This is a genomic window from Rubeoparvulum massiliense (assembly GCF_001049895.1).
Classification (GTDB): Bacteria; Bacillota; Bacilli; order Rubeoparvulales; family Rubeoparvulaceae; genus Rubeoparvulum; species Rubeoparvulum massiliense.
Genome location: NZ_CVPE01000003.1, coordinates 146,773 through 170,561 on the forward strand (window position 1 = coordinate 146,773; position 23,789 = coordinate 170,561).

29 protein-coding genes and 2 pseudogenes are annotated in these 23,789 nt (G+C 39.0%); 6 read left to right on the top strand and 25 right to left on the bottom strand.

The window, feature by feature from the left end; translation table 11 throughout:
* Positions 1-128: 128 nt before the first annotated feature.
* Positions 129-431 (top strand): hypothetical protein, encoded by a 303-nt coding sequence (locus tag BN1691_RS00845; RefSeq protein ID WP_048600360.1) that lies wholly within the window; start codon positions 129-131, stop codon positions 429-431.
* Positions 432-523: 92 nt separating this feature from the next.
* On the opposite strand, the gene rsfS is transcribed toward BN1691_RS00845, so the two are convergent.
* Genes rsfS through BN1691_RS00880 form a run of 7 tightly spaced genes read right to left on the bottom strand, consistent with a single transcriptional unit; the run spans position 524 to position 4,885 of the window.
* Positions 524-865 (bottom strand): ribosome silencing factor, encoded by a 342-nt coding sequence (rsfS, locus tag BN1691_RS00850; protein ID WP_048600361.1) that lies wholly within the window; start codon positions 863-865, stop codon positions 524-526.
* Positions 862-1,455: a bis(5'-nucleosyl)-tetraphosphatase (symmetrical) YqeK gene (yqeK, locus tag BN1691_RS00855; RefSeq protein ID WP_048600362.1), complete on the bottom strand. Its 594-nt coding sequence runs from the start codon at positions 1,453-1,455 to the stop codon at positions 862-864. The genes rsfS and yqeK overlap by 4 nt, the downstream gene beginning before the upstream one ends.
* Entirely contained in the window at positions 1,445-2,014 is a 570-nt protein-coding gene (locus BN1691_RS00860; RefSeq protein WP_048600363.1) for a nicotinate-nucleotide adenylyltransferase, read from the bottom strand. Before BN1691_RS00860 ends, yqeK begins: the two co-directional genes overlap by 11 nt.
* 3 nt (positions 2,015-2,017) lie before the next feature.
* The gene (gene yhbY / locus BN1691_RS00865; RefSeq protein ID WP_048600364.1) at positions 2,018-2,317 is read right to left on the bottom strand and encodes a ribosome assembly RNA-binding protein YhbY; all 300 of its coding nucleotides are present in this window, start codon (positions 2,315-2,317) and stop codon (positions 2,018-2,020) included.
* Positions 2,318-2,369: 52 nt separating this feature from the next.
* Positions 2,370-3,230: a shikimate dehydrogenase gene (aroE, locus tag BN1691_RS00870; RefSeq protein WP_053083672.1), complete on the bottom strand. Its 861-nt coding sequence runs from the start codon at positions 3,228-3,230 to the stop codon at positions 2,370-2,372.
* Positions 3,231-3,254: 24 nt separating this feature from the next.
* Entirely contained in the window at positions 3,255-4,382 is a 1,128-nt protein-coding gene (gene yqeH / locus BN1691_RS00875) for a ribosome biogenesis GTPase YqeH (RefSeq protein ID WP_048600365.1), read from the bottom strand.
* On the bottom strand, positions 4,367-4,885 hold the full coding sequence (locus tag BN1691_RS00880) for a YqeG family HAD IIIA-type phosphatase (RefSeq protein WP_048600366.1): 519 nt from the start codon (positions 4,883-4,885) through the stop codon (positions 4,367-4,369). The genes yqeH and BN1691_RS00880 overlap by 16 nt, the downstream gene beginning before the upstream one ends.
* A gap of 238 nt (positions 4,886-5,123) precedes the next feature.
* On the opposite strand from BN1691_RS00880, the gene BN1691_RS00885 reads away from it, so the two are divergent.
* Positions 5,124-6,803, top strand: a complete 1,680-nt coding sequence (locus tag BN1691_RS00885; protein WP_048600367.1) for a putative bifunctional diguanylate cyclase/phosphodiesterase — start codon at positions 5,124-5,126, stop codon at positions 6,801-6,803.
* A gap of 346 nt (positions 6,804-7,149) precedes the next feature.
* Here BN1691_RS00885 and BN1691_RS00895 read toward each other — a convergent pair whose 3' ends face one another.
* On the bottom strand, positions 7,150-7,716 hold the full coding sequence (locus BN1691_RS00895) for a DUF1836 domain-containing protein (protein WP_048600655.1): 567 nt from the start codon (positions 7,714-7,716) through the stop codon (positions 7,150-7,152).
* Positions 7,717-7,877: 161 nt separating this feature from the next.
* On the opposite strand from BN1691_RS00895, the gene trhA reads away from it, so the two are divergent.
* Complete coding sequence (gene trhA, locus BN1691_RS00900) at positions 7,878-8,525, top strand: PAQR family membrane homeostasis protein TrhA (protein ID WP_048600369.1); 648 nt, start codon at positions 7,878-7,880, stop codon at positions 8,523-8,525.
* An 88-nt stretch (positions 8,526-8,613) separates the two neighbouring features.
* Here the strand turns inward: trhA and BN1691_RS00905 are convergent, their stop codons facing one another.
* From BN1691_RS00905 to BN1691_RS00960, 13 genes and pseudogenes are all read right to left on the bottom strand, one after another.
* On the bottom strand, positions 8,614-9,099 hold the full coding sequence (locus BN1691_RS00905; RefSeq protein WP_048600370.1) for a hypothetical protein: 486 nt from the start codon (positions 9,097-9,099) through the stop codon (positions 8,614-8,616).
* A gap of 273 nt (positions 9,100-9,372) precedes the next feature.
* Positions 9,373-9,774 (bottom strand): annotated as a pseudogene (locus tag BN1691_RS14320) (sigma-70 family RNA polymerase sigma factor); the annotation flags it as partial.
* A 24-nt stretch (positions 9,775-9,798) separates the two neighbouring features.
* Positions 9,799-11,295, bottom strand: coding sequence for a recombinase family protein (locus BN1691_RS00915; RefSeq protein ID WP_048600657.1), 1,497 nt, complete (start codon positions 11,293-11,295; stop codon positions 9,799-9,801).
* A gap of 183 nt (positions 11,296-11,478) precedes the next feature.
* Positions 11,479-12,081, bottom strand: coding sequence for a hypothetical protein (locus tag BN1691_RS00920; RefSeq protein ID WP_048600371.1), 603 nt, complete (start codon positions 12,079-12,081; stop codon positions 11,479-11,481).
* 322 nt (positions 12,082-12,403) lie between these two features.
* Complete coding sequence (locus BN1691_RS00925; protein WP_147545535.1) at positions 12,404-13,126, bottom strand: hypothetical protein; 723 nt, start codon at positions 13,124-13,126, stop codon at positions 12,404-12,406.
* Between the two features lie 463 nt (positions 13,127-13,589).
* Positions 13,590-14,327 carry an ABC transporter permease gene (locus tag BN1691_RS00930; protein WP_048600373.1) on the bottom strand — a complete coding sequence of 246 codons (738 nt, stop codon included), beginning with the start codon at positions 14,325-14,327 and terminating at the stop codon, positions 13,590-13,592.
* Positions 14,324-15,058 carry an ABC transporter ATP-binding protein gene (locus tag BN1691_RS00935; RefSeq protein ID WP_048600374.1) on the bottom strand — a complete coding sequence of 245 codons (735 nt, stop codon included), beginning with the start codon at positions 15,056-15,058 and terminating at the stop codon, positions 14,324-14,326. The genes BN1691_RS00930 and BN1691_RS00935 overlap by 4 nt, the downstream gene beginning before the upstream one ends.
* Positions 15,055-15,519 carry a helix-turn-helix domain-containing protein gene (locus BN1691_RS00940; protein ID WP_315969530.1) on the bottom strand — a complete coding sequence of 155 codons (465 nt, stop codon included), beginning with the start codon at positions 15,517-15,519 and terminating at the stop codon, positions 15,055-15,057. The genes BN1691_RS00935 and BN1691_RS00940 overlap by 4 nt, the downstream gene beginning before the upstream one ends.
* Before the next feature lie 76 nt (positions 15,520-15,595).
* A pseudogene (locus tag BN1691_RS00945) lies at positions 15,596-15,946 on the bottom strand (sigma-70 family RNA polymerase sigma factor); the annotation flags it as partial.
* Between the two features lie 770 nt (positions 15,947-16,716).
* Positions 16,717-17,337 (bottom strand): hypothetical protein, encoded by a 621-nt coding sequence (locus BN1691_RS00950; protein ID WP_048600375.1) that lies wholly within the window; start codon positions 17,335-17,337, stop codon positions 16,717-16,719.
* Positions 17,338-17,359: 22 nt separating this feature from the next.
* On the bottom strand, positions 17,360-18,418 hold the full coding sequence (locus BN1691_RS00955; RefSeq protein WP_048600376.1) for a Kiwa anti-phage protein KwaB-like domain-containing protein: 1,059 nt from the start codon (positions 18,416-18,418) through the stop codon (positions 17,360-17,362).
* 705 nt (positions 18,419-19,123) lie between these two features.
* Positions 19,124-19,261 (bottom strand): group II intron maturase-specific domain-containing protein, encoded by a 138-nt coding sequence (locus BN1691_RS14965; RefSeq protein ID WP_390621621.1) that lies wholly within the window; start codon positions 19,259-19,261, stop codon positions 19,124-19,126.
* Between the two features lie 75 nt (positions 19,262-19,336).
* Positions 19,337-19,615: a hypothetical protein gene (locus BN1691_RS00960; RefSeq protein WP_197082479.1), complete on the bottom strand. Its 279-nt coding sequence runs from the start codon at positions 19,613-19,615 to the stop codon at positions 19,337-19,339.
* 756 nt (positions 19,616-20,371) lie between these two features.
* Here BN1691_RS00960 and BN1691_RS14970 point away from each other — a divergent pair.
* Entirely contained in the window at positions 20,372-20,461 is a 90-nt protein-coding gene (locus tag BN1691_RS14970; RefSeq protein ID WP_390621623.1) for a putative holin-like toxin, read from the top strand.
* A gap of 499 nt (positions 20,462-20,960) precedes the next feature.
* Here the strand turns inward: BN1691_RS14970 and BN1691_RS00970 are convergent, their stop codons facing one another.
* The 4 genes from BN1691_RS00970 to BN1691_RS00985 form a co-directional block, all read right to left on the bottom strand.
* The gene (locus BN1691_RS00970; protein WP_048600378.1) at positions 20,961-21,140 is read right to left on the bottom strand and encodes a hypothetical protein; all 180 of its coding nucleotides are present in this window, start codon (positions 21,138-21,140) and stop codon (positions 20,961-20,963) included.
* A 47-nt stretch (positions 21,141-21,187) separates the two neighbouring features.
* Positions 21,188-21,589 (bottom strand): DUF3221 domain-containing protein, encoded by a 402-nt coding sequence (locus tag BN1691_RS00975; protein WP_048600379.1) that lies wholly within the window; start codon positions 21,587-21,589, stop codon positions 21,188-21,190.
* Between the two features lie 148 nt (positions 21,590-21,737).
* Positions 21,738-22,049, bottom strand: a complete 312-nt coding sequence (locus BN1691_RS00980) for a hypothetical protein (RefSeq protein ID WP_048600380.1) — start codon at positions 22,047-22,049, stop codon at positions 21,738-21,740.
* 210 nt (positions 22,050-22,259) lie between these two features.
* Positions 22,260-22,571, bottom strand: coding sequence for a hypothetical protein (locus BN1691_RS00985; RefSeq protein ID WP_048600381.1), 312 nt, complete (start codon positions 22,569-22,571; stop codon positions 22,260-22,262).
* A gap of 161 nt (positions 22,572-22,732) precedes the next feature.
* Between BN1691_RS00985 and BN1691_RS00990 the strand changes: the two genes are divergently transcribed.
* Both BN1691_RS00990 and BN1691_RS00995 read left to right on the top strand, forming a co-directional pair.
* A complete protein-coding gene (locus BN1691_RS00990; protein WP_048600382.1) occupies positions 22,733-23,179 on the top strand; it encodes a GNAT family N-acetyltransferase in 447 nt (148 codons plus the stop codon).
* Positions 23,180-23,259: 80 nt separating this feature from the next.
* The gene (locus BN1691_RS00995) at positions 23,260-23,763 is read left to right on the top strand and encodes a GNAT family N-acetyltransferase (RefSeq protein WP_048600383.1); all 504 of its coding nucleotides are present in this window, start codon (positions 23,260-23,262) and stop codon (positions 23,761-23,763) included.
* Positions 23,764-23,789 lie beyond the last annotated feature (26 nt).

The window sequence follows — 23,789 nt, forward strand, 5'->3', positions numbered from 1 at the left end:
CAGTATTTTTCGTAATACCCCTTAAGGTTTATTATAACAGAATTCATTGACGAGTCATCATCTCATCTTGTATATTGGTGTCATTCCTACATCATTTGTGCTCAACATGTCCAATACGAGGTGAATCAATGAACCGCCATGAAATGAGTAGTCTCCTAGTCAAACGTGCTACGCAATTCTCCGAAGCACAGTGGGAGCAGGTGTTAGAACAACTAGAACTCCATCAGCTTTTTCTCGTCATCAAATGTAAAAATAATTGTTTAACCAAAGGACCTAATGGTGGATTTGTCCCCCTCCCTAGCAAGGATGATTCCATTCAGCTATTGACGAGTGAACGGATGCTAGAACTAGGTCTACCCTTACAGCACAGTATTATGAACGCTCAGGACCAGCCACACAACAAAGAGCATTTACCTTTTAAATCCAAATAATCACAATCAGAATCGGTAAGTGCTCATCATGTCTCGAACTGAAAAAACAGAGGTATACCCCCTCTGTTTTTTTCTCCAATTTATTTCGTTATTTAGAGTTCAATTCGTGGGGCATCTGCCCAGATTCGCTCTAAATTGTAGAACTCCCGTTCCTCACGGTGGAAGACATGGACGATAATATCTCCAAAATCGATGAGAGACCAACGTCCTTCAGTATACCCCTCCACATGGGACCAATTCATTTGATGCTTGGATGCTTCTTCCTTTACGTGATCTACGATGGAACGTACCTGTGTATCCGAATTTCCGTGGCATATAATAAAATAGTCCGCCACAATGGAGAGCCCTTTCAAATTTAGGATCACAAGATCTTCAGCCTTTTTATCATCAGCAGCGTCGGCTAACACCTTCAGCATTTTTTCAACCTCTGTCATACTTCCACCTCGCTCATCTGTTTTCTTAGATAATAATTATACGCTAACAACGTCTCAGGATGAATTTGTTGGTTCTTCTTTAACAAATAAAGTAATGTATTTTTTAAGGCTGCGAGCACAGCGTTTTCTAGATTCACTTCAGCAATCTGCCGTATCTTTTCGACCCCATCAAAATCCCGACCAGGCTCAATATAATCAGCAAGGAAGATCACCATCTCCAAGGGTGTCATGCCAGGATGACCAGTGGTATGGTAACGGATCGCCTGTAATACCTCCTCATCCTCAATCCCACATTCCTCCGGTAAAATATCTGCAGCAACATGAGAATGCCAAAGCGCTAAGGGTTCATCGAGAATGGACTGTGGTGTCGTGGTAGAGCTAAGAATCACTGCTTCCATTCGCTCCCGTGACCAATACTTACAATAATCATGAAGTATCCCAGCAATAGCTGCTTGACCCGAAGAAATTCTAAAGCGTTGGGCCAATTGCACGGCTGTATCACGAACACCCAGTGTATGACGAAAGCGATGCTCATTCATTTGCGCTTGCGTTTTTGATAAAAGCTCTTCAAGTCGCTGATTATCTTCCATAGAGATGATGCTCCTTTATATACGCTTCTACCTTCGCAGGTAGCAAATAGCGTACAGATCGCCCCGTTCCTAAACGTTCACGGACCATTGAAGATGACAATGCGATAGGAATGGTCGAGACCACATGGAGGGGATAGGGACAGCGCTTCACTTCATACCCTGGACGCTCCACAGCAATAAACTGAACCAGCTGCAGGAGCTGGTCGATCTCCTTCCACTGTGGCAAGTATTCAGCCATATCTCCACCGATGATAAAGAAGAATTGGTATGAAGGATATAATGCATGTAATCCTTCCATGGTGCGAATGGTATAGGAAGGTCCACTCCGTTCAATCTCATACGATTCAACCCGCAATGATGGATGATCCTCACAGACCAATTGTAACATGGCTAAGCGGTGTTGCGACGATGCTCTAGCCCCATCCTTATGAGGTGGTATCTGATTGGGTAACAACCAGATCTCATCCAGTTTCATCTGTTCTAATACCTGCTCCGCTGTGATGAGATGACCGAGATGAATGGGATCAAAAGTACCGCCAAAAATTCCAATTCGTTTCATTTTTTATCCCCTTGGTAATTCAATCTCCTTATTCTCCCGTGATTCTTTATACAGGACGATCACATTCCCGATGATCTGAACTAATTCTGCACCGGTTCCCTCCACCAATTGCTGAGCAATTTCCTCTTTATCTTCCATGGCATTTTGTAAAATCTGCACCTTAAGTAGTTCTCGTGCTTCTAAGGCATCAGCGATCTGATTGGTCATATTGAGATTGACGCCCCCCTTGCCAACTTGAAAAATGGGATTAAGATGGTGGGCTAGTGAACGTAAATGGCGCTTTTGTTTACCTGTTAAACTCATATATGCTGTCCTCCCAATGGTTTGACACCGAAGTAATTGATTGACTCTATCTTTATTCTACCCGCATATTACGATTCATTTCATCTTGTAAGCTCTGACGAACCACTGCTTCCATCGTAGTGATGGGAGGCTTTACTCCTGTCCACAGCTCATACGCTAAGACAGCTTGATGGACTAGCATTCCTACCCCATCAATGGTCATACATCCGCGTTCCTCCGCTGCTTGTAAGAACGCTGTTTTAAGCGGACGGTAGACAATATCACTCACCCATTGACCTGAGTGAAGATGGGTAGGGGGAAAGGGCAATTGATCCACGTGGGGGTAGAGCCCACAGGGAGTGGTCTGGATAATCAGATCATAGCGTGCAGCCTCCACTTCAACCTGTTGAAATGGAATACTCATCGCATTAATCCATGGTGCAAGCTGCTGTGCTAGTGCTTCTCCCCGTTGTAAGGTTCGATTGGCGATGGTGAGCTGATGTACACTGTGACGAGCTAGAGCCACTGCGATGGCTTTGGCTGCTCCGCCTGCGCCAATGATCAGCACATCTAACTGATCAAGGACTTGGTAGACTGCAGATGGAAGGGATCTCACATAGCCTCTACCATCTGTATTATAGCCTATCAGCTTCCCGTTCTTATGTACGATTGTATTCACAGCTCCCATGATCCTTGCATCCTCGTCTAGCTCATCGCACCACGGAACCACCTGCTCTTTATAAGGGATGGTTATGTTCCAACCTCGGAAACCAAGAGCCTTCATCCCTTGGATTGCAGCAGAGAGTAAGGCAGGTTCAACATCGAAGGGAGCATACCCATAGGGCAAGTTTTGATCCTGTAAAGCACGATTATGCATAAGAGGGGATAAGGAATGTTGGATGGGATGACCAATCACGCCAAGCATGGTTATCATCTGTCCTCACCTTCGTTTCAGCTATTATATGATGGATGGGCGAATAGAGACACCCACACCTTCAGGTACATACACATCCACCATGGCACCTGTACCTTTGATGGCAACCCAGCCTAAGCCATGAATTACAATGTCACGGAGCTCTTGTTTTCCGATAGAAAAACGGTGACGCTTCCATGTAGGCATCTCCGCTAGCTGTTCCTTACGTGGTGGTGACAATAATTCGCCCCAGTGCTTCGCTAACAGATTTTCTGCATTCTCCATTTTCGTACGATGGATTTGTAAGTCATTGCTCAGGTAACAAACCATCGACTGTCGCTCACCTTCTACGAAGTCCACCCGAGCTAAGCCACCGAAAAAGAGTGTCTGCTTAGCCTGTAATTGAAAGACCCGAGGCTTGATCTCGCCACGAGGAATCAGTTTACTCAAATCTCTAACATCGATGAGATGGGCGATCTGTTCACGATTGATCAATCCAGGCGTATCATAGATCACCCCACCATTGGGCAAGGGAATAGCGATGCGATCCAGGGTTGTCCCAGGAAAATAGGATGTGGTAATCGTATTACCTTCTAAACCTTTATTATAGCTTTGAATGATGCGATTGATCAATGTAGACTTCCCAACATTGGTGGTACCTACCACATAAACATCCCGACCGTCTCGAAGCTCCTCGATCCGTTCCAATAATTGATCCACATTAATCTTACGCTCGGCACTTACAAGCACCACATCGACTGGTTGCACGCCCAGCTCCCGAGCAGACTGTGCTAACCAACGCTTTACCTTCTGATAATTGGTGGAACGGGGTAATAGGTCCACCTTATTCGCGACTAAGAGAATGGGATTATGCATGGCATGACGGGCTAATCCCTTTACCCAACTTCCTTCGAGGTCAAAGATATCTACCACAGATACAATCAGGATCTTTTCATCAGCTAGATGATTAAGGATGGTACGAAAATCCTCACCATCTAATAGGACATCTTGTACTTCATTATAATGAAGAATACGGAAGCATCGCTTGCAGATCACCTTCTCATTCTCCATGGCACTGGCAGGAACATAGCCAGGTAGGGAGGGATCTGTGGATTGTAGCTGCGCACCACATCCCGGACAGCTACGATGATTTTTATTTATTGATTCGTCCATGTGGTCCATCCTCTCTTTCGAGCTAAATATAGAATCAATCGCTCAATTTGGCGATTAAAACGCGTCTTCACAGCATCGTTGTTGGCAACCGGTTTCACCAGGATAGCCTCAAGCCCAAAACGATTGGCACCCCATACATCGGTCATTACCTGATCTCCCACCACCACACATGCTTCTCGAGGTAACTGTAGGACTTTAAGCGCTTTGGCAAACGCTTTACTCCCAGGCTTACCTGCATCATAGATATAAGGCACATGAAGAGGTTTGGCAAAGCGTGCTACCCGTTCCTCATCATTGTTTGATAGAATCAGAAGCTCTATACCGATGTCATGGACCTGGCTTACCCACTCACGAATCCGCTCTGTTGGTTCAGGGCGATCCCACTCCACAAGAGTGTTATCCAGATCGGTAATAATCGCCTTAATCCCCTGCTGCTGAAGCTGCTGCAGATCTATTTCAAAAACAGACATGATAAATTGCTTTGGCATAAATTGCTCTAGCATGACTTTCACCTACCTTAATCCTATCCAGATCGGTATCGCAGTTTACTATATCATAAAATCTTCCTCACATACATCTTCCTTGTACAATTTTATTAATTTCAAAAAAAATGTGAGCTCTCCGTGAATTTTCACACATTGAATTGAAAAAATTACTAGTTAATTACTGATTTTCATTATACAATTTGATACAACAGAGATAGGGGTTTTTTTCTGAGTTTAAATAGGGAGTAGAGAGAGAATGAACAATCAAATTAATGTAGAAGCATTGCAGGGAATCCCTTTAGTAAACACAATGTTTATGCAGATGAGCCAAGCGATGATTATTACAGATGTGTTAGGAAAGATCATCACTGTAAATCCTCGTTTTACAGAGATTACTGGATATTCATCTATCGAAGTAATCGGAAAGAATCCGAGGTTATTAAAATCAGGCCAGCATCCTCCTATTTTTTATCAGGAGCTCTGGGAAGCACTCCTAACGAAGGGAGAATGGCAAGGTGAAATCCTCAATCGTCGTAAAAACGGTGAGCTATATCGTGAATGGTTAGAGATCCATGCCATCTATAATGATGATCAACAGATTACACACTTTATGGGAATGTTCTGTGAAGCCCTAATGAATACAGAAAAAAAGAATGCCTTATCTCCATATAATCCTTTGATTCATCTACCTGATCGGCAGACCTTTCATCATTTACTTAGCCAAGCAATTACTACAGCACAGCACAAGTCCCAACATCTCGCTGTTATCGCCATGGATTTACGCCATTTTGCTACTATCAATGAAAGAATGGGTCATCAGCATGGTGACCAAATTCTAACTGAAATCTGTCAACGCTTACAAGGACTCTCCCATGGGATCGCCGTCCTCAGTCGAGAAGGTAGTGAATTCCAATATTTCACACCAATCAAGAACCTAAATGAACTATACCCTCTTCTCTTCTCACTACAGCGCTGCTTCGAAGAGATCAGTCTCGATGCAGCGCAAACAGTGACACTAAATGTAAATATGGGCATCAGTCTCTATCCCGATGATGGCGAGCAGGTAGAGCACCTGATTCAGCATGCCAAGGAGGCAATGTTCGCAGCAAAGCAAGAGGGAACTGCCCTTCATTTCTATAATCCACAATTACAGCAAATTACTAAGAGTCGTTTTCAGATCGAAAGCGGATTACGTCATGCTTTAGCGCGGAATGAATTCCAACTCTATTATCAACCACAATGGCAGATCCAAGAAGAGAGATTGGTAGGATTGGAGGCACTAGTACGCTGGAACCATCCAGCACATGGGCTAATTCCTCCTGCCAGTTTCATTCCCATCTGCGAAGAGAATCAAATGATTATCCCACTGGGAGAATGGGTGTTAAAAACAGCTTGTCAGCAAGCTGTATCCTGGATGAAGCAATATGCTACACCGATTCCTATCGCTGTCAATCTCTCTACTGTTCAGTTCTATCAGCCCCAGTTCGTGCAGATGGTACAGCACACACTCGCGGAAACCAAGCTCCCACCCCATCTACTTCAATTGGAGATTACAGAAAGTATGGCCATTGAAAATGTGGAGAAAGCCATCCAAATCATCAATCAATTGCGCGAATTAAAGATCGCTATCTCCATGGATGACTTTGGAACAGGCTATTCTTCCCTCAGCCAATTACGAGATCTCCCTATTGATATTCTGAAGCTTGATCGCTCTTTTATGAAGGATATTGAGCAAGATAAACGACAAGCAGCCATAACGAGCACCATCGTTGATCTAGCGCACAGCCTTAACCTAGAGGTTATCGCTGAAGGTGTGGAAACCATGCATCAAGCCCATTTTCTTCTAAAGCAAGGCTGTGAACAAATCCAGGGATATCTTATCTCTCCTCCTGTACCTGCATGGAAGATCGAGGAACGTTTTTTGCACCTCGCTTAATTTTCCGCTTTGCTTAAGTAAGATTGAGATAAAAATGATGAGACATCCTCTCCTTTCAAGCTTTCATGCTTCGATAAAGAGAGGATATTTTGATCAAAGGTTTTCAGGAATTTGTCAAAAACCTCTGAATTTTCTAAAGGGTTTTCTGACATTCTTCTATAAAAAAGAATCGTCCACAACAGCAAAAGTACCGACATCTTTGACTGTCGGTACTTTGCATATTCCAAAGATTCCACTCTTTTTATGGAATATCCAAGAACACTCGTGGCTTTAGCCATGAGAGGTTCAAACTTAACTCGATTCGACTGATTCGTCGTCTGCCAAAAAAGCGTTTAATACGAAAAAGTCATTCAGCTTGATTCAGCTCATCAACGATTTTTTCAGCGACCCGCCGATATGCGTTGCTAATGGTAACTAATGTAATAAGCAGTAGCACCTTTTCTAGTTCTGGATCTGCTAAGTGCTCGGCTTCAGCTTCCACCTCGATGGCTCGGCTTTTAATATCCTCCTTCACCTTCTCCACATCTACATCGATTAAGCGGAGCACACTTTCATAGAAGGCATCTAGGTCAAATGTTTTATCACTTACAACCTTCTCGTTTACTCCTGCTAAAGTGCTCTTAATATCATTGATGGAGAGTCCACCCTTTAATTGATAGATTAGGCTGATTAATATGATATGAGCCTTGGAGTATTTTTTGTTTTTGATGGGTACGAAGAGCTTTCCCTTGGCATAGTTGTTAATCATCGTTTTGGTCAGCACTTTTTCCTCTTCGTTTCTCGTCGTCATACTGTAGCTATTTTCAAAGAGCTGCACCACTTGATCTACATAGAGATCTACATTAGGAATCTCCTCAAGCGTTAGCACCCTTTCAAGATGTAATGAGTCAATTAAGTCTGCAATATTCTCCATCTTCGCCTCACCTTTTCTAGGAATCATCATCCATCCCTTAATATAACTAAGTATATGGTATTATAAAGGATATGAAATGTAAATATTGACTCCATGATATGGTACGATTATAATTATATGTAGTTACCAAAACTATGTATCGGTATATAAGGGGTGTTATTATGAATGCTTATGTAAGAGAACCAATCAATGCCTACACTCATCTTGGGGGTGCAATCTTTTCATTCATTGCCCTGCTTGCTATGGTTGTGAAAGTCTCCATCAACACACCATCCGTCCCCATGTTGATCTCAGTCATTCTGTTCGGCCTTGGCATGCTCTTTCTCTATGGTGCTTCCACGGTGTATCACATGATTATTGCAGATGAACGTATTATCCAGTTCTTTCGAAGGCTTGACCACTCCATGATTTTTGCATTAATTGCAGGATCCTACGCACCCTTCTGTTTAATCACCTTGCAGGCTGATCATGGTTTAATCCTATTCATCTTGATCCATGTTGCTGCGTTACTTGGAATCCTATTTAAGATGGTATGGTTCAACAGTCCAAGATGGTTATCCACTGCCATATATATTGCCATGGGTTGGATGATTATCTTCTATGCAGCTCCTTTAGCCGATAAACTGAGTGTAAACGGGTTATTTCTTTTAATACTTGGTGGGATTTTCTATACCATTGGGGGAGTCATTTATGCGACAAAGCCCCGTTGGCTACAGATGAAGCATATGGGCTTCCACGAGATCTTCCATATCTTTGTCTTACTAGGTAGCCTATCTCACTTCTTATGCGTTTATTTTTATGTCATTTAAGACATAAGATTGAAGCCCCACCTAGCGAGAAAATTCGCTTGGGTGGAGCTTTTTTTCATATGGAATCTCTTTTCTATAAGCCTGCTAATTAATTGAAGAATAAATCTCTTCCCCATTCAATCCCCATGCAAATAAGCCAGGTTAGAGCTGGAAGGATGAAACTCTGAACTGCTTGTTTCCACACATATTGCCTGTTACCTCTTCTTAATATCCTATCGGTAATAAAGAATAGCATGGATGCAATAAGACTAACATATAGCAAAATCATGCCGAAAATGAAATGAAGTATACCAGAAACAATCGGTTCTATTTTTGCTTTTCGAAATTTAATGGATACTTTTTCTCCGATCTTATCACTAAGTATCGAGGTTAATACCCCATAAACTAATATTACAGGGAAGCTAAACATCAAATAGATCGGGATCACCATTAATAGCGAAAAGATTTTGTCTGAAATGAGTCCTTCCTTTTGAACAAAAAAACTAGGATGGTCAGTTAATAGGCCTAAGATCACAGCAAGCAAAGTACTAGAAATGGAAGCTGAAATAATTTTTCTCGGTAAGATGCTACTCACCCCTCCAGAATTCTATTCTTTTCGAATAGGGCAGGCATAGAGTATTATTGAAGACATCCATTAAGGTTATTTCATTGCCCTCTATATTCGTCTCAATGAGTTCACATGCAGCTGATCCTAATTAAGTTTATGTGTTAAGAATATATTGATGTATTATTCCATTTCTTTGGTAAAACTCCTTTCAATAAAAGCATCAAATATTCCTTCAGGAAATCATCATCCCCCAAAAAAAGCAGGCCAATGGCCTGCTTTCATAGTTTCAAAAATTGCTTATCATCTTTTCCCATCATAAGTAGAGAGATTATTCACCTTCTGCTCCTGCTTATAGAAGGCTTGGAACAGCTTCATAAGCGCTCGCTTCTCAATTCGTGAAACATAGGAGCGCGAAATTCCTAAATCCTTTGCAATCTCCCGTTGTGTTCGCTCCTCATGCTCTCCCAAGCCAAACCGTCCAATAATCACTTCTTTTTCCCGCTCATCCAAGACATGAATGTATTCATAGATTTTCCCCGTCTGGATTTGCAGTTGTACTTGATCAATCACCTCTCCAGGATCAGTGCCAAGGACATCGATTAAGGTAATTTCATTGCCCTCTTTATCAGTACCAATCGGGTCGTGAAGGGAGACATCCTTTTTACTCTTTTTCAAAGTTCTGAGGTGCATTAGGATCTCATTCCTACTGTCATTAGAGCGCTATCATTAAAAGAGAAGCATTTCAATTGAATGGTCCTGGTATACAATGATCTCCTTGACCAAGGTTCGAAGCATCTCCTGTTTCTCTTCCACGGTAAATTCACCTTTACGAAAGTAAAAATCTACAATCTGCTGCAAAGTTGCCTTCGATACTTCCCTTTCCTTTTCTTCTCCAAACTTCTCTCTCAATACTTGATATCGAGCAATCAACTGCTCCTCACGCTCTTTTAATTCCTGGAGAGACTTGCGGATATCTTCCTCATCCATCTTTTCCATGGCGAATAATGATAGTAATCTCTTTTTACCCTTTTGGATTTTCTTTATCTCTGTTGTAATCCGTTCTAATTCCAATTCTTCATAGGTTGATGATTCATGTTGACTTTCAAATTCACTGATATTATTTAGATTATTTAAAATGTCTGTAATATAATTCCAAACAATAGCATCGATTTCTTCTACTCTTATTCTATTCCCGCAGCCAACGTTCTTAGCTCCAGCTGTATTCTTAACGTCTGTATATTCCAGTACATGGGTGTCCCAATTTTTATATCGACGACCTGTCATGGTGTTATGACATGTTCCGCAGCGCACAAGGCCACTTAAAAGGTAGGTTCGAACCCCTTGCTTCGCCCACCGTCGTCTGGATTCAGCTAAGAGCTGTTGTGCGTGTTCAAACTGCTCTTCAGAGATAATAGCCGGAGAGTCAACGACAATCCATTCTTCTTCTGGCCGTAATTTCATTGGAATCCTCTCATCATCATTGATCTTGTACTTATTGACAAGCATGCCTTCTGTATTCCATTTATTCTGGATGAATTCCCCTTTATAGACTGGGTTGAAGAGGATCTGACGTACAACCTGGCGATGCCAGACAACTGCTCCTCTTTTTGTAGGGATGCCTTGCTCTGTCAAATATTTTGCAATTCCATTGATCCCCCTTACCACCGTATTTGGCTTCGTAAATAGATTAAAGATAAGCTGTACTACCCTTGCTTCATCTTCACGAATGATGAGCTGACCTAATGCTTTATCATAGTCATAGCCATAAATATGATAATTCTTGACCACTTTGCCTTCCCGGGCCTTTTGCTTACGCCCACGAGACATACGTTCATTAATTTTTGCCTTCTCATACTCTGCAATGGCTCCACGCATCATATAAAACATGCGACCATCTGGCGTATTCTCAAAATCCCCATTTACATAGACCACATCTACTCCATGCTTACGAAACTCTTCATCGATGATAAGCTGGTTCATAAGCTTGCGAGAAAGTCGGTCTGGATCATAGCAGATGATTTTTGCAATCAGACCATCTCGTACATCTTCACGCAGTTTCATTAAGGCTGGACGTTCTAGAAACTCACCACTATATCCATCATCAATGTATTCAAGGATTTTATTTGCTGCTGCAATCTTTTTGCACTCTAGTAATTGGCTGTCTAGACTGTAACCCTTCTTCGCCTGTTCCTCTGTTGAGACACGTACATAGATGCCGATCAACATGCTCCCTCTCCCTTCTATACTTATCATGAATAAAAGCATAGCAGAGAGCCAATTTCTCATCATGGAGTTTTCCGTAGACAATTGTGACATGCATGGTGCTCACACCTCCATACTGGAGGATATGCAGGGATGAGTTGTCAACTTGCACAAAAAATAGTCCACTACTTGGTGGACTATTTTTTAATATGTTTGGTTTGATTTTTCGCCTATAGCTTGTTGTAAAATCTCTTTATATAGGATATCATCTTTTAGTTTTCCTGATGAATAATTATAATATGCAAATATTAATAGAAGAATAACAAAAACAGCTATTATAAAGAGGTTACTTGATGCTACATAATCTTTAACAAGTGCCTTCCAAATAGGCGTGTTATTAAATTTGTTTTGAAGTTCCCCAAGAGATTCTATGACCATATGTCCTTTTTTTTCATCAAAAATATATTGATAATCAATAATCTTTAGCTGAATGTTAAGATTATTGCTAAACATAGCATTTATCATGTTGGGAAGTACTTGTATAGTTGTAATTATCATTGCTGCAAAAAAGGATACTATTGATGCAATAAAAGTTACTAAAGTATTCGTCAAGCCTGTAGACTTATGCTTATTACTCTCTAATTCCGCTTTAATTCCTACTAATAAAAGATCTAACTCATCCAGTGTAAACTCGTTTTTTAACATATTCTTAAATCTGATTCGCTCATTTAAACTATGATTCTTTATTCTTTTACTTGATATACTTCTTAATAATTTGCTGGTATCTTTATAAGACTCGAGCATCATTTCATTCAACTTCTTTTTTACTATGATTTTTCACCCTTTCAAAAGTCATATTTCTATTTTACTATAACAATGATATGTATCTAATTATAGTTAAAAATAACATTTTTCATATGATGTTTATGCAAAATTGATAGTTCAATAAACCCGCAATAGTGGTGGGACTTTATCTATAATAAAAATATACTTAGTTTCATAAACACATAACGAATAAAAATATTTGATACGTCTTCTACTGCTCACTTCACGTTGAACTCCAATTTATATTGTCTAATCAAAAATGGAAACCTCCGCTCAATGATCCCTTCGGTCACCTTAAATTTGACTAGGCAATAGGGCGCCACTGTCTTTTTCTGTACAAAAGGACTCCACCACATATGAGAACACCGCTGAGTCCGATAAGAAATGTTAAGAAAGGATAAAAAATTGGGACAATTAATGTAGCAGTTTGATAATGAAGACTTGTATAAAAGCCAAACCATGTATACGTTACGTACTTTGCTAAGTATGATTGTAGCTTGGTTCGAGATGCATAGGTGAAGTGTTCATTCTCAATCCGACCATCTGAATATAGTTTGATCATCTGATATCTTTGATCCCCGAGCTGCTTAACCTCTTTATAGTTGTTACTATGATTGAGGAGAATAGCAAGATATTCTTCAGCCAAATAAGTATCTACAACATCGAAAAAACTAATTTCAATATGAGTTTCCCCATACTCTCCATGTTCCTTTGGGTTTAGTCGTATTGCCTGAGCATGTTGTTCCGCTACTTTTACTCCATTGATTAAAATACGAACATCACCTGTAATAATATGATCTCCCCAGTGATTTTTCTCTGGCTTAAGGTCTTTTTTATGTGTTTCGATTCTGATTTCATTCCCTTGATAATTGATGACCTCTTGCTCATCTAGCAGCCTATAATCACTATGAATAATGTATCTTTTTTCCATCTCAGACATGTATAATTTTTCTAATACAAGTGAACGGATTGCTGGCTCTGCAGAAAGTAGCAGCAAAACTAGTGAAATCCAAAAGACTTTTTTCATGGCGTCACTTCCTTCCAACAATTTGCATTTCTCCTTATATCTTTGGATCTCCTTCCTAAACTTAAATTAAGACCACCATGGTGGTAAGTGATATTATCGGTTTTAAAAACAAACTACTCAATTTCTCTGTAATGTTACTCTAGTCGATCAGATGCGCGGTGCTCACACAGCCATAGTGGAAGATATGCAGGGATGGACTGTCAAGTTGTGTAAACACAAAAAAAACACCCTCCGAGGAGAGTATTTTCGCAACATTGGCCGTGGTCCTATCAATCATCTATGACAAACACAAATGACCTTCCTTGACCCTAACAAACATGGAAGGTCATTTTAACAAGTGAGCCAGCCAATTTAAAGGGTAATAGTTATACTAAGGTTAAGGATGTTTCCGGCATCTGCAATCTTTTTTTTATTGTATTATAAGTTTTCCACAATATCAATATACTCCTATAAAAAACATATATTAAGCGTTATCGCTATTCATCTTCCTCTTAAAAGTGAAAATTGCAACAGCGATTATCACAAGGGCATATCCAATTACCCACCAAAGGTGTGGGAATATCGATGCATACTCCCCAGAGAGTGCAGCTCTTGATGCATCCACAGCATGGGCAAAGGGAAGGACATAGGCAATTTCCTTGAACCAGCCACCAACTAGATTTAGATCGAACCATGTGCCACTCAACCAAGCGCTGAGATTTGTCAATAATGCACCACAAATACCGCCTACCTGTTTCTCGTTAAAGATACTGCCTGCCAAAAGTCCAAATCCGATAAATAGTATTGCTGTTGGTAAAAGCACAATAATCGAAAGGAAAACATTCGCATTGATCGGAAGCCCTAAGAAGAAAGCAGCTATAAAGCATATGGTAATTTGCAGAATCGCCATTGGAATGAGTGGAAGTGTATATCCCTTGATGAAATCAGAAGCAGAAAGTGGAGCTGTAAACAATCGCAGCAAAAATGAGGTACCCCGATCAATGGAAATTAACATTCCAGAAAATAGCGAGATGAAAGAGAGACCGAAAACAGCAATTCCAGGAGTAAGTTGATCAATGGTAAACAATTCAACTGGAACATTGGCTTGAATCGCAGATAGTAACAATAATATTACTAATGGAAAACCAATACCAAATGCCAGGTTCAATGGATCCCTAAGAATCTCTTTGCGGTTACGTGCGGCAAATGCCAGTGATCTCATTGTGCCACCCCCTCTTCCGTTGCTAAAGAAACAAAGGCATCTTCTAGTGTTTTTGCATTGGTCTTGGCTAGTAATTCTGCCAGCGTTCCAACTGCCTTTAATTTTCCTTTCGCCATGATACCAATACGATCTGAAAGAGTTTCTGCTTCCTCCATATGATGAGTAGTGAGAATGATGGTAATTCTCCCCTTTAATTTTTCAATCGCAGTCCAGAGTTCACGCCGTGCAATCACATCCAATCCGAGGGTGGGTTCATCAAGAAATAGTATCTGTGGATCAGAAATAAGTGCCATGGCAATGTTAAGTCGTCTTTGCATTCCTCCTGATAAGGTTTTTGCTTTCTGTTTAGACACTTCCGTAAGATTAAAAGTGGTAAGCATCTCCTCCACCTTTTTCTGGATTGTTTTTTTATCAAATCCGTAGATTTGCGCAGTTAACTCAAGATTCTCTCTCACAGATAAGTTGCGAGCTACTGCTGTTTCCTGTGGTGAAACATTTATCTTTTCTTTGACAGCATGAGGATTGCTAACAATGCTATCTCCAAGCAAGGTGGCATCACCGCTTGTAGGACTGCTAAGGCAAGTCAACATCTTAATCGTTGTCGTTTTCCCTGCTCCATTCACACCTAGCAAAGCAAATAGCTCACCTTGTTCAATAGAGAGATTGAGAGAATTAACCGCGATCTTGTCTTGAAACTGCTTAGTCAAATCCTTGGTTTGAATGGCGATCATTCGTCTTCCCCCTTGTTTTCCTGTGCATCAAGGATATCTTGTGCGAACTGCAGGAATCCCTCGCTTTTCACAATTGCAATTCCATGTTCCTCATCGCCCAGTACCAATAAGCTGTCTCCAGGATTTAAGCTAAATAACTCTCTCGCCTTCTTCGGTATAACAACTTGTCCTCGTTCACCAACCTTTACCAGTCCAAAGATGTGTTTCCCCTTTGGTCGAATACCGTTCTCTTCATGATCACCTGAATAATTGACCAGATCATCTAATGTCACTCCATATAATTTTCCCAATGCGATACAATTTTCGATATCTGGTACAGTTTCGCCGCTTTCCCATTTAGCTACAGCTTGTCTTGAAACACCGATTTTATCAGCGATTTCCTCTTGCGTATATCGATTCATTTTTCGCAATTTTTTTAGATTCATACTTATCATACTTTTCACATCCTTTTTCTTCATCATACTGTAATTCCTTAAATACTCCACCAATCAGCAATAACATTCTATGTTAACTTGAGTTGACATAGCGATAGCACCCTAATGACATTAGGATCTCATTCTCAATACAACGTGCAGCATATGTAGCCAGTTTCGTCCCTTTATGAGGCTGGAAGCTTTCGATAGCTTTAATTAAACCGATGGTACCGATGGAGATTAAGTCCTCCTGTGACTCCCCGGTATTCTCAAACTTCTTAACAATATGTGCAACGAGACGAAGATTGTGTTCAATTAAGTGGTTGCGAGCCATGGCATCTCCTGTGGCATTCAGTTCTAGATAACGCTTTTCATCTTCGTCTGATAAAGGCTGTGGAAAGGCATTATTCTTCACATAGGCCACAAATAAACCAACCTCTTGAACTAAGTAGAGCAGTGAAGCAAATAAAGACACAACCATCCCCCCATTTCAATGTGCGCTTTATATATGTATGAAGATCTGGGCTTGGCTGTGCCTGTACGGATTCATGCATAAAAAAAAGACTGCTTATGACAGTCCACAAATAGATCATTTTCGATTCCGAAAGTAATTTAGCACTAAGATAAGAATTACGAGGAGACTGAAGGCGATGGCTACACCAGAATAGCCTTCTTGTCCTACTTCATTATTAGATGATGGGGAAAGTCAATCTATAAGCATGCTTGTATCATAGCACTCTTTAGTTCTTATCTACCTACTTACCAAAGGATATCGTATTATTTCCATACTCAATCATTCTATTTTCCTCTTAACTTTATCATTGTTCATATAATTTGAGAATAATGCTCCGATTTCGATTATGATAATAAAGAAAATGTCCACTCCGATCAGATTTTACAGCTCCTATACATCTAGTACCAATCTGCTTACGAAATGATCTTTTACTTCTTTATTCTTATTGATGTTGTTTCCTTACTCACTTTCTCTTTATTAAGTAAATCTTATGACCAACCTTCTAGCCTTTTCAATTTTTGTGCGTCGAGCTTCACATCATATTTTTCCCAGATACGAATGTTATTTTTACAGTCTGCAACTTTTTATGAGATTTTCAAATGGTAAATCAAGTCAAATTGCTTCCAAAATCAAGATATTTTTAAAGTAAAGGAAAAACACTCTGAAAAGTGCTTATCTATTCAAATTCTTTCGTTCTGTAATTTACTCTTTCACACACTGTCCTATTCATTTTATGATCCTATTTGTTCAGACAAAAAATAAACATTTCTTAACAATTTTACAGCACGAAATTCTCTATCAAAAAAGTCATTTGCTTTTGTAATTACAAAAACCTCTTTTTCAATTTCATTGTTATTTTCTGTAGCTTCTACCATACTGACTTTCCAGACTTTATATGAAGAAACGAAGAATAACGGACACGCTATAATATAATCGATACTTACAAGAAGGGTAATAATAAATAATATTACTGCAAAACAAATTAATAAACTTATTGTTGATTTAAAATCAACTGTTATTAAGGGTAGGATTAGAGTTAAAAGAAAAAAAGTATAATCATTCAAATTTAATCTATCAAATTTTTTAACTATATGATTTCTACCCTTATTACCTTCTTCCATTTGCCTACTTAACTTTTTGAATATCAACCTAGGCGTATTAAAAAATACTATCATAGTAAAACCAAGGATAAAGATAACAACTAAGGTATCCACAACATCACTTGAAACTTCGTGCTTATCCACAATAAACGATTTATCTATATCTTCAAATAAATATCTATATAAGCCAATTACAAGAACTGGAAAGTATGATATTGCCCACATTATAAATTGTTCAATTTTACCCCACATTCTTGCACCTTCTTACTTTTAATTAGTACCCCATAACCGTTCTTATCTTCTTGGTCAAAAATGATGACACGATTTTATCTTGAAAAAAGTGAAGAAGCGGTTTAGGATTTTCATTTTCTGGAAATATTATTTTTCCTGTTTCAAAATTTAATAATTTCAGTAGATGAATTATATCGCCAATCGTGTATTCAAAATCCCTCTTTTCTTCCTCCTTCTCTATACTATTCAATTTTACTTGTATTTGCTTCAGTTCCTTAACCCGTTCGTCATAATATTCATTAAGGTCTTTCATGGTCTCATCGCTGATTTGTGCAAGCCCCCGTGAAAATAATTGATTTTTTGATTGCTTAATAAAATTGTGTCTTGAATTCTCATTCATAAAGAATCCCATTCCTGCAATCTTATTGAGATTTTCCTCGCTTTTAATGCTAATATGATCTTTATATTCAAAAGCATTTTCAAAATCTTTTACACGGATAATATATATAGATTCATTATCGAAGAAAAATGAAATAGGTCCCCCAAGTTCTATAATATTATTTTCAACTTCTTTATATTCATCTGACGAGAGTATGGCCCATTTCTTATTTTTAGCTATCTTCTTTATACTTCGATAAAAACAAAAGGATAATTTTTTCTTATTATATTCCAAAGTAACTATTTGGAAATTTGATCCATGGATTTTTTCCAAAGCATCTTGTACTATAGATCTTCTTAATAGTTCAACTCTTTGTATTACCTTATTTTCTGTAGACTCTATGGTTTCTCCTCTTTCTTCAGATTCTTCTTGTGTAATATCATATATCCCGATTACATCCATTAGTTGAAATTCATTGTTGTATTGACTAACCCGAAAAAATTTTTTATCCCCATCATCAACCCTTAAATTGTTTAATTCCGAAATTATATGTTCTTTTAAAAAGGTTGACAGCTTAGACTCCACCTCAATAGATTTTGAAAAATAAAAGTCATCTTTTGAACCATCCCTCTTCACAAAATATATACCAATGGTAACATCTTTCACGTCTGTTAACTGTAACAATTGATTTGCAATATGATTATCATTGTTAATCCCCATCATTATATTATCCCCTCTAACATGGTATAGTTATTTATCAATCATACATTAAATAAGGTAGGTGTAGTACCTATAGATGATGACGTACAATAGTTTGTGAATTACATCATGATATTACTGTTTACAATTTTTATTTTCCTACTTCGTATTACTAGATTATGAATACTCTAATTATCTTTTACATAAAATAGAATAAGAATGGAGGCACCTTAGAGGAGGTGTTCTCTTGTGAACATTCAACTTAACTTTAATGTTGAAATTAGCCCTTCCACTCTCTGTTTCTTGTTATACTTATGTGCTAAACTCTTTTAATGTCATGTAAGTATTTAGAAAAATTTTGTGCAAGTCTACTTTGTCTCCATTCTTCCCCCCCAGGTTTTACCTTCTGGGGGAGGAAGATAAAATAAAATATTAATATACTCAGTTATTACCTTAACATTTGCGAACACCATTGATATTATGTCACGTGAATATTTCTGAACCATCTATGTAATACGTAAGCGACTAATCTACTGAGTCATCTAGTAATAATCTCTAAGTGCTTGTCTAATCTCTTTCTATATTATTACATTTTACCTCTGAATTCTCTTTGTCACGTTGAATCGAGTAGGGGGCTGAGAATTATTTGATCAGCCCACATTCCTACTTGCTCATCTATAATTCTTACTCTTTTGCAATGATCAACCGCTTTTGGACCTTCTTCCATCATTACCACTTCATTATGCGAATACAACTTCTTAACCAATAGTCAAGTCTCTTTATTAAGGACTTTGCATCTGCTTGTGTGAAATAATTCATCCCGCCTCGTATCAATTGATTTAGTTTCGTTCTCCATTCTTGAATGATGGCTTATTTTTTAACGCCTACATTACCAAAAAAACGAATAAAAAAGCACCCTCGCTGTTCTCCTGAGAGTGCTCGTTACTCTGTGATTGCATTTTGAAGGGTTCCCTTATCATCATCCTCTATGATTTCCCATCGTCCTCCTGTGGAACTCCAATCAAGTGGAGCTGGATTTTTGGCACAATATAAATAATCCATTTCCTCATCATCAACGACTCGTAGAAACCCGCCTTCCACACCTAAACAATCATATACCTTTCCATCAGTCAAACCCACTGCTCCAAACGATTCACCAATATATTTTACTTTTCCAATGGATTGTTTTTTTATATAATTCCCTTTATCATAGCTCCACACTTTGACTGTCCCCACTATTTCACCTTTTCTCCTGTTATTTTATAATTCTTACTGTCAATCATATCATTTTCCACCTATTCGTGTATCCTCCGTAATGCTATTCGGCTGATCAAATACACGATGCTATACACTTACTCTTTTGCCCGCAAGAATAATGGCACTCTAAAATTAATTTCAGCGACTTTCCATAAATCTCTTTTGTTTTGTCCCTCATTTAGTTCATAACTAGCATACATATCAAGAAATTCTTCATTAGGTAGTTCATATAGTCTCGGCTTTTCCTTCTTTAGTTGTTCAGACTTCTCAAGCAATGACGTTTTGAACTCAAAAGAAACATCTTCAGCGGGGTATTCCCATTAACAAACTGTCTAATCATACCGCATTCCAATCAGATGATTATCTGAAATTTGGTGGATATCTAATTTTCATCGTCTAATTAATCACTATTCGTGTGGATTCTATAGCTATAGGGGATAGATGGATTTGATTGCTCTGCCTTTCTGTATTTTTCCAGAATCAAAGTATAGCAGAGAGCCAATTTCTCATCATGGACTTTTCCGTGGTAAATCGTGACATGCATGGTGCTCACCTCTCCATAGTGGAGGATATACAGGGACAACATGTAAGTTTATGTAATCAAAAGAAATAATGCCCTTTCGGAAGAGCGTTATGGTATAATATACCAAGTACAATTGTATGGCTCCTCAAGGGCGGTCAGCTCACTCTAACTTCCATTCGGAAGGGGGTGAGAATATGATGGAGATCAAAGATGCACTATTCTTGATGGTTTCTTTCGCCACATTGGTCGTGTTGATCCTATCAATCATCCATGACAAACACAAATGACCTCCCTTGACCCTAACAAGCATGGGAGGTCATTTTAACAAGTGAGCCAGCCCCTTTGAAGGGTGACTATTGTACTGAGGTCAAAGATGTTTTCGGCATCTGCGACCTCTTTTTTATTCTATGCTAAACTTACCATTATATTAACATATTCCAAGAAAAAAACAAATATTAGGCTTTATAACTATCCTTTTTCCTCAAGTTATATATGCACTGCTTACAAAACGCGTCGGATTTGACGTTCATTCACAACCCTAGACAACAGAATGACACGAAGAAGCTGACCATATACTAAACATTGGATCTTGATTCCAAGAGATATGAGAGGATAACCCAATGATTTAGTTCAATCTGATTTCGACCGATTCACTGTCTTTAACCCAAAAGACGTATACACCAAGATTATTCAAAGCATATTCGATTTCTCCTATAACCTTACGGTGTCCATCTATGATTCTTAATCTGGTTCTGATTGAACGGTTTACCGTAATCCTCCTCAGAATTACTTTCGATTCCGAAAGTAATTGAGCACTAGGATAAGAATTACGAGGAGACTGAAGGCGATGGTTACACCAGAATCGCCTTCTTGTCCTACTTCATTATGATATGCAGTAGCATATCCCTTACTTGAAAATAGAAATATCACGCTGAACATCATTATGGTGAGCAGAGCTTTTTTCATTCTATCAGCCGCCTTGAATGTTGGGTAGCGAAGGATAATGGTAGCTGCTATTCAAGGATCTCGATGCTTTTTGCAGTCACTTGTACAGGGTAGCTTTCCCGCACCTCTCCCTCAAAAATCACCATTACCTTCATGCCTTCCTTTAAATCTTCAACAGATAGCGCTTGATTCCCTTTCATAATCTTAGTATCCTCCGTAATTGAAACAGATGCCTTATCATAGAGTTCATAGGTCTCTGTCCGTTCACTTTCACCTTCAACCATAAAGCCCATAACTTTCTTGTTTTCATCGAGATATAGTTCTGTTATTTCCCCTCTTGCACCGATATATTCTTGCTTTGTTCCTTGATCAGTGGAGCCTGATGAATTGGAGTCCTTCGTCGTTCCACATCCGCTCAAGCTGATTGCTAATAAGGTAACGAATAATAGAATCAGTAACTTCTTCTTCATCTTCACACAACCTTTCCTGAATCATCTTCCATGATATCCTTTCTATACCATTAACGGACCAGTTCAAGAGAAAGTTATGGGTTCTTCACATAGATCTAAGCAACACCATCCATGAGGAAAAAAGAGGATGGTGTTGCTTGTGCAAACATTATGCACTTACATTAGCTTGTGACTTATTATTCATCGCTGCGTCAATCATAAGCAAGATTGCAGTAATAATATGAAGAACCATTCCAACAAATGGAATCCATGCTATACACGAGGTAACGATCCCAAGAATACTTCCATGCTTATTGACATTATCTTTTACAGAAAAAATAAGCGTTACAATATGCAGAATTAGCATTAAGAATAGTGGAGTCCATAGAAGACCAACGATGATTCCAGCACCTATAATAGGAATACCTAATAATGCCTCTAATACTCCAGTAACCCACTTCAAAATTGTTGATACTTTCATTCACTTACACCTCCTTCCACTTATTTAGTCTTTATTTTCGATATATTCAGATGTTCCTATCCATTTTTATTATTTTATTCTATATTTGTTACCTTATTACTTTACGATTTATCAAAGTAATTGATAATCCGATTAAAAATAAAAACACCCTCCTTTTTATAAAAGGAAGGCCATCTTCATACTTTCATACTTCATCCATATTCTATTCTTCTACATTCTTTCTCCCTCACTATACCGATAAGCATCCACCATTAGCACAACTCCCGTAATGATATGCATAATCATCCCTACAATGGGGATAACGCCAACACATGAAGTCACAATCCCAAGAATACTACCATGCCGATTTGTCCTTTCATTAATCGAAAAGATCAAGGTTACAATGTGCAGCACCAACATGACAAATAGGGGAGTCCACGCAGATGAGAAGATGATTAAGCCACCTACAATCGGTATACCTAAGAACGCTTCGAGTCCACCGGAAACCCATTTCAAAATTGTCGATACTCTGGTAACACCCATGTTAACACCCTCTTTATACAAATTAAGGTTTCACTATACTATTTACTACGTAACACTTCCATATTGGTTTACATGTTCGTGATGTAATATAATTATAATATTCATCATTCAATGAGTTGATCATCTTCTACACTCAATTACATCATAATGGAGGAACTCCAATGACTTGGCAGCTTAAACGTTTTGAAGCGTTAACAGCAGATGAGTTATACAATATCTTGAAGGAACGGGTGGATGTTTTTGTTGTGGAACAGGCATGCCCCTATCCAGAAGTTGACGGCCATGATAAGGTCGCTTATCATCTTTATCAAGAACAAAATGGAGAAATCATCGCCTATTTACGAATCTTGCCTGCCGGGAGTCCTCATCCTCACCTCTCCATTGGAAGAGTGCTTGTAAAGAAGAACTATCGTGGGCAAGGTATGGCCACAGAGTTGCTACAGCGTGCCCTCGACTTTATTCAACATGAGCTAAAAGAGACAATGGTATTCATCCAAGCCCAAGAATATCTTCAAGAATTTTATACATCATTTGGTTTCCAGCCCATCTCTGAGACCTATCTTGAGGATCATATTCCCCATCTCGATATGATATTATCAATGGAATAGGATCAATTCCATTTGCGTTTCTTCCAAAAAGTCATTACAATTATTGAATAGTTAAACTTATCTGAAAAAGGAGAGGCAATATGCTAATACGTACCATTCAACCTGATGAGTTCATTGAATACGCTTATTTAATCCAGTGCTTGGAGGCAGAAACGGATTATTTGAAATATGGCGCCTATGAACGAAATTGTACACCAAAAAGAGCTGAACGGCGTGTTACCTCACTACTTAATGAACCAAACTCTACGATCTTTGTCGTGGAAGATGAAGGTGACCTCGTTGGCCATCTTACCGTATTTGGGAAGATGGCTCCCCGTGCCAAGCATTGTGCCACCATCGTGATGGGCATCCTGCAAGAACATTGGGGAGAAGGGTTGGGATATGAGCTTCTCAAACAAACTGAACTTTGGGCCCGTGAGCGTCAATTAACCCGCTTAGAAGCCATGGTCATGACCCACAATCAGCGAGCTGTTGCCCTCTTTCAAAAGGCAGGATTTAAAGCAGAGGGTGTTCGACAATACTCCCTCTTTATCAATGGTAATTATGTGGATGAATATTACATGGCAAAAGTGATACAATACTAGGTTTCCTTGTCTACTCATACTTCCTT